2 rRNA genes are annotated in these 4990 nt (G+C 57.6%); both read right to left on the bottom strand.

The features are described from left to right. Nucleotides 1-31 precede the first annotated feature (31 nt). A 23S ribosomal RNA gene (locus tag BHU15_RS16365) occupies nt 32-3154 on the bottom strand. 310 nt (nt 3155-3464) lie between these two features. Continuing rightward, nucleotides 3465-4988, bottom strand: a 16S ribosomal RNA gene (locus BHU15_RS16360). Together the 16S and 23S rRNA genes form the textbook arrangement of a ribosomal RNA operon. Between the last annotated feature and the right edge of the window lie 2 nt (nt 4989-4990).

The following is a 4990-nucleotide window of genomic DNA, read 5'->3' as shown; positions in this document are numbered from 1 at the left end:
TTCAGAACTGACACAGTGGACGCGAGCAACTGAGGACAAGCCCTCGGCCTATTAGTACCGGTCAACTCCACACCTCACGGTGCTTCCATATCCGGCCTATCAACCCAGTCGTCTACTGGGAGCCTTACCCCATCAAGTGGGTGGGAGTCCTCATCTCGAAGCAGGCTTCCCGCTTAGATGCTTTCAGCGGTTATCCCTCCCGAACGTAGCCAACCAGCCATGCCCTTGGCAGGACAACTGGCACACCAGAGGTTCGTCCGTCCCGGTCCTCTCGTACTAGGGACAGCCCTTCTCAAGACTCCTGCGCGCGCAGCGGATAGGGACCGAACTGTCTCACGACGTTCTAAACCCAGCTCGCGTACCGCTTTAATGGGCGAACAGCCCAACCCTTGGGACCGACTCCAGCCCCAGGATGCGACGAGCCGACATCGAGGTGCCAAACCATCCCGTCGATATGGACTCTTGGGGAAGATCAGCCTGTTATCCCCGGGGTACCTTTTATCCGTTGAGCGACGGCGCTTCCACAAGCCACCGCCGGATCACTAGTCCCGACTTTCGTCCCTGCTCGACCCGTCGGTCTCACAGTCAAGCTCCCTTGTGCACTTACACTCAACACCTGATTACCAACCAGGCTGAGGGAACCTTTGGGCGCCTCCGTTACTCTTTAGGAGGCAACCGCCCCAGTTAAACTACCCATCAGACACTGTCCCTGATCCGGATCACGGACCCAGGTTAGACATCCAGCACGACCAGAGTGGTATTTCAACGACGACTCCACCTGAACTGGCGTCCAAGCTTCAAAGTCTCCCACCTATCCTACACAAGCCGAACCGAACACCAATATCAAACTGTAGTAAAGGTCCCGGGGTCTTTCCGTCCTGCTGCGCGAAACGAGCATCTTTACTCGTAGTGCAATTTCACCGGGCCTATGGTTGAGACAGTCGAGAAGTCGTTACGCCATTCGTGCAGGTCGGAACTTACCCGACAAGGAATTTCGCTACCTTAGGATGGTTATAGTTACCACCGCCGTTTACTGGCGCTTAAGTTCTCAGCTTCGCCACACCGAAATGTGACTAACCGGTCCCCTTAACGTTCCAGCACCGGGCAGGCGTCAGTCCGTATACATCGCCTTACGGCTTCGCACGGACCTGTGTTTTTAGTAAACAGTCGCTTCTCGCTGGTCTCTGCGGCCACCCCCAGCTCACACCGTAAAGATGATCACCAGAAATGGCCCCCCTTCTCCCGAAGTTACGGGGGCATTTTGCCGAGTTCCTTAACCATAGTTCACCCGAACGCCTCGGTATTCTCTACCTGACTACCTGAGTCGGTTTAGGGTACGGGCCGCCATGAAACTCGCTAGAGGCTTTTCTCGACAGCATAGGATCATCCACTTCACCACAATCGGCTCGGCATCAGGTCTCAGACTATATGCACGACGGATTTGCCTACCGTGCGTCCTACACCCTTACCCCGGGACAACCACCGCCCGGGCTGGACTACCTTCCTGCGTCACCCCATCGCTTGCCTACTACCACCTCGGGTCAACGGCTCCACCACTTTCCATTCCCCGAAGGGTCCGGAACGGCTTCACGGTCTTAGCATTAATGGATTCAACACTGGGCGTTTCAAAGCGGGTACCGGAATATCAACCGGTTGTCCATCGACTACGCCTGTCGGCCTCGCCTTAGGTCCCGACTTACCCTGGGCAGATCAGCTTGACCCAGGAACCCTTAGTCAATCGGCGCACACGTTTCCCACGTGTGTATCGCTACTCATGCCTGCATTCTCACTCGTGAACCGTCCACCCCTCGCTTCCGCGGAGGCTTCACCCGGCACACGACGCTCCCCTACCCATCCCAGCGGGCGTTGGCCCTCATGCTGAAATGACACGACTTCGGCGGTACGCTTGAGCCCCGCTACATTGTCGGCGCGGAATCACTTGACCAGTGAGCTATTACGCACTCTTTCAAGGGTGGCTGCTTCTAAGCCAACCTCCTGGTTGTCTCTGCGACTCCACATCCTTTCCCACTTAGCGTACGCTTAGGGGCCTTAGTCGATGCTCTGGGCTGTTTCCCTCTCGACCATGGAGCTTATCCCCCACAGTCTCACTGCCGCGCTCTCACTTACCGGCATTCGGAGTTTGGCTAAGGTCAGTAACCCGGTAGGGCCCATCGCCTATCCAGTGCTCTACCTCCGGCAAGAAACACACGACGCTGCACCTAAATGCATTTCGGGGAGAACCAGCTATCACGGAGTTTGATTGGCCTTTCACCCCTAACCACAGGTCATCCCCCAGGTTTTCAACCCTGGTGGGTTCGGTCCTCCACGACCTCTTACAGCCGCTTCAACCTGCCCATGGCTAGATCACTCCGCTTCGGGTCTTGAGCGCGCTACTATGACGCCCTATTCGGACTCGCTTTCGCTACGGCTTCCCCACACGGGTTAACCTCGCAACACACCGCAAACTCGCAGGCTCATTCTTCAAAAGGCACGCAGTCACGACTGACAGCACAAGTGCTGCCAGCGACGCTCCCACGGCTTGTAGGCACACGGTTTCAGGTACTATTTCACTCCGCTCCCGCGGTACTTTTCACCATTCCCTCACGGTACTATCCGCTATCGGTCACCAGGGAATATTTAGGCTTAGCGGGTGGTCCCGCCAGATTCACACGGGATTTCTCGGGCCCCGTGCTACTTGGGTGTCTCTTAAACGAGCCGTTGATGTTTCAGCTACGGGGGTCTTACCCTCTACGCCGGACCTTTCGCATGTCCTTCGCCTACACCAACGGTTTCTGACTCGTCCTGTCGCCGGCAGACGACAGAAAAGAGATCCCACAACCCCGCATGCGCAACCCCTGCCGGGTATCACACACATACGGTTTGGCCTCATCCGGTTTCGCTCGCCACTACTCCCGGAATCACGGTTGTTTTCTCTTCCTGAGGGTACTGAGATGTTTCACTTCCCCTCGTTCCCTCCACACTGCCTATGTGTTCAGCAGCGGGTGACAGCCCATGACGACTGCCGGGTTTCCCCATTCGGACACCCCCGGATCAAAGCTCGGTTGACAGCTCCCCGGGGCCTATCGCGGCCTCCCACGTCCTTCATCGGTTCCTGGTGCCAAGGCATCCACCGTGCGCCCTTAAAAACTTGGCCACAGATGCTCGCGTCCACTGTGCAGTTCTCAAACAACGACCAACCACCCGCCACCCCACCGCATACACAGTGAGTTCACCGGGGCCGGCATCCCGAAGACACAAGCAGTAACTGCCCGTACCCTCAGACACCCAACAGCGCGCCCGGCACAGTCCTTCACCATCCACCGTTCCACGCCGAAGCAGTACTTGGAGGATCCTGAAGAACCGTGCCGAATAGTCAACGTTCCACCCATGAGCAACCAGCACCGGACATTCGCCGGTGTTCTGGCCTCTGACCAAGCCGAAGCCTGGTGAGAAGTGCTCCTTAGAAAGGAGGTGATCCAGCCGCACCTTCCGGTACGGCTACCTTGTTACGACTTCGTCCCAATCGCCAGTCCCACCTTCGACAGCTCCCTCCCACAAGGGGTTGGGCCACCGGCTTCGGGTGTTACCGACTTTCGTGACGTGACGGGCGGTGTGTACAAGGCCCGGGAACGTATTCACCGCAGCAATGCTGATCTGCGATTACTAGCAACTCCGACTTCATGGGGTCGAGTTGCAGACCCCAATCCGAACTGAGACCGGCTTTTTGAGATTCGCTCCACCTTGCGGTATCGCAGCTCATTGTACCGGCCATTGTAGCACGTGTGCAGCCCAAGACATAAGGGGCATGATGACTTGACGTCGTCCCCACCTTCCTCCGAGTTGACCCCGGCGGTCTCCTGTGAGTCCCCATCACCCCGAAGGGCATGCTGGCAACACAGAACAAGGGTTGCGCTCGTTGCGGGACTTAACCCAACATCTCACGACACGAGCTGACGACAGCCATGCACCACCTGTACACCGACCACAAGGGGGGCACCATCTCTGATGCTTTCCGGTGTATGTCAAGCCTTGGTAAGGTTCTTCGCGTTGCGTCGAATTAAGCCACATGCTCCGCTGCTTGTGCGGGCCCCCGTCAATTCCTTTGAGTTTTAGCCTTGCGGCCGTACTCCCCAGGCGGGGAACTTAATGCGTTAGCTGCGGCACCGACGACGTGGAATGTCGCCAACACCTAGTTCCCAACGTTTACGGCGTGGACTACCAGGGTATCTAATCCTGTTCGCTCCCCACGCTTTCGCTCCTCAGCGTCAGTAATGGCCCAGAGATCCGCCTTCGCCACCGGTGTTCCTCCTGATATCTGCGCATTTCACCGCTACACCAGGAATTCCGATCTCCCCTACCACACTCTAGTCTGCCCGTATCGAATGCAGACCCGGGGTTAAGCCCCGGGCTTTCACACCCGACGTGACAGACCGCCTACGAGCTCTTTACGCCCAATAATTCCGGACAACGCTTGCGCCCTACGTATTACCGCGGCTGCTGGCACGTAGTTAGCCGGCGCTTCTTCTGCAGGTACCGTCACTTTCGCTTCTTCCCTGCTGAAAGAGGTTTACAACCCGAAGGCCGTCATCCCTCACGCGGCGTCGCTGCATCAGGCTTTCGCCCATTGTGCAATATTCCCCACTGCTGCCTCCCGTAGGAGTCTGGGCCGTGTCTCAGTCCCAGTGTGGCCGGTCGCCCTCTCAGGCCGGCTACCCGTCGTCGCCTTGGTAGGCCATTACCCCACCAACAAGCTGATAGGCCGCGGGCTCATCCTGCACCGCCGGAGCTTTCAACCGTCCCCCAGGAGGGGGACAGTGTTATCCGGTATTAGACCCCGTTTCCAGGGCTTGTCCCAGAGTGCAGGGCAGATTGCCCACGTGTTACTCACCCGTTCGCCACTAATCCACCCGAAGGCTTCATCGTTCGACTTGCATGTGTTAAGCACGCCGCCAGCGTTCGTCCTGAGCCAGGATCAAACTCTCCGTGAATG

This window comes from Streptomyces niveus (assembly GCF_001723055.1).
GTDB lineage: Bacteria > Actinomycetota > Actinomycetes > Streptomycetales > Streptomycetaceae > Streptomyces > Streptomyces niveus.
This window is presented reverse-complemented; position numbering and strand designations above follow the sequence as displayed.